Source organism: Parablautia muri, assembly GCF_009917485.1.
Taxonomy (GTDB): domain Bacteria; phylum Bacillota; class Clostridia; order Lachnospirales; family Lachnospiraceae; genus Suilimivivens; species Suilimivivens muri.
This window is the reverse complement of the sequence record NZ_QZDT01000144.1, coordinates 1-1936: the sequence shown is the minus strand read 5'-3', so window position 1 is coordinate 1936 and position 1936 is coordinate 1. Positions and strand designations below refer to the sequence as shown.

General features: G+C 48.3%; 1 protein-coding gene. It reads left to right on the top strand.

Annotated features, from left to right (window positions below):
- Nucleotides 1-129: 129 nt before the first annotated feature.
- A complete protein-coding gene (locus D5281_RS24735; RefSeq protein ID WP_160562506.1) occupies nucleotides 130-1416 on the top strand; it encodes an IS110 family RNA-guided transposase in 1287 nt (428 codons plus the stop codon).
- Nucleotides 1417-1936: the final 520 nt, after the last annotated feature.

Below are 1936 nucleotides of genomic sequence, written 5' to 3'. Positions count from 1 at the left end.
GGAGCTTCCTGTATAATTCAAATATAGGGAATTCCAAGAAGGGTGGTTGATAAAAAAATACCTCAGAGTAAAATAAGATTACTGACTTGCAGGTTAGTGAAAATCTTATTGAACAGAGAGGTATCCAAGATGAATTATAACACACAGAACGCAAAAATTGCATCCATAACTGAAAAAACTCTGATTGTTGGAATTGATGTAGGAAGTGAAACCCACTATGCCAGGGCATTCGACTGGCGCAACTATGAATATACCAGAAAGCCACTGGAATTCAGTAACACAGAGGCAGGTTTCCAGACATTCAAAGCATGGATGGAGGATATAGCGGCGAAACACGGTAAAACTGCTGTAATACCGGGCATGGAGCCAACAGGCCATTACTGGTTTGCCCTGGGGAAATTCCTGCAGGATACCGGAATGAAGCCGGTACATGTAAATCCCCACCATGTGAAGAAATCGAAAGAACTGGATGACAACAACCCCAACAAAAATGACCGTAAAGACCCAAAGACGATCGCTGCGCTTGTCAATGAGGGACGGTTCTCGTACCCTTATATACCAACCGGTATCTATGCAGAGATCAGGAGCCTGTCAAACCTGCGCTTCCAGACGCAGGATGAGCTTACGAGGATCAAGAACCGCCTGGCCAGATGGTTCGCCATCTACTTCCCTGAATATAAAGACGTTTATGGGGATTTGAAAGCGGTGAGCGGGAGGATGGTGCTGAAGGAGGCGCCGCTGCCGGAGGACATCAGAAAACTGGGGGTGGAAGGTGTGAACCGGATATGGAGGGACGCAAAGCTAAGAGGCGCTGGAATGAAGAGGGCAAAGACCCTGGTAACAGCTGCGGAGCATAGCGTAGGAAGTACGGAAGCGCCGGAAGCCGCCCGAATGGAACTGAAAAACCTTCTGGCTGACATGGATGTATATACAGCAAGGCAGGAGGAACTGCTCCGGAACATAGAAGAAAAGCTGAAAAAGATCCCATATATAGATAACCTGTTGTCGATTAAGGGAATTGGAATGGTGACGATCAGCGGCTTTATAGCAGAAGTTGGGGACATTGGACGTTTTGACAATCCCAAACAGCTTCAGAAGCTGGCAGGATATGCCATTGTGGCAAATGATTCCGGAAAACATAATGGGGAAAGCCGGATCAGCTACCGTGGGCGGAAACGTCTGAGATATGTACTGTATGAGGCCGCGGTATCGCTGGTGGGGAAGAATGCAGAGTTTCGGGAGATACACGAGTATTACCGAACGAGGAAAGAGAACCCGCTCAAAAAGATGCAGTCAGTAGTGGCGGTAGCCTGCAAGATACTAAGAATATTTTATACGATTCTCACAAAAGGTGTAGAGTATGACCCGGAGAAGCTGCTGGGCGACATCAGGAGACCACAGGTACGGGCAGCATAACAAACAACAGGAAAAACAGGCAATGCCCTGTCACAGTTGGACTGAGCCTCCGTCAGACACCGCCGGGAGCTGAATCCAGCGGTGACAGGAAAGCTGGGAGGTATGGGAAACCGGCCGGAAAAACGTCCGCCGCAAGGTGCCGGCCGTGGAAAACATACAGGTCAGTAAGACTTATACAAAGAATGAGCCGGTAGCCGGCAGGAATATTTTCCATAGGGCATGACCCTGGTTAGGAGCTGAGCTGGCACCCTGGTTATGGACAGGCAGGACGAAGGAAGTTAGGACCCCGGCAGAGATGCAGGGTGATCCTGGTAGACACGGGAGGTTCGCTGCCATAGAAGGATGGGTATACACAAGGCCATGTAGAGCGAAAACCAAGACGTTCTACTTCGTGTACCCTTCACCCTCTATTTTCGTACCAGATACAGAGAAATGTCCATCTCCTTGGCTCATTCATCTGAGATATGTAACTATAAATTCCTTGATTTTTTAAGGAAAATCACTTGACAATATAGGGAGG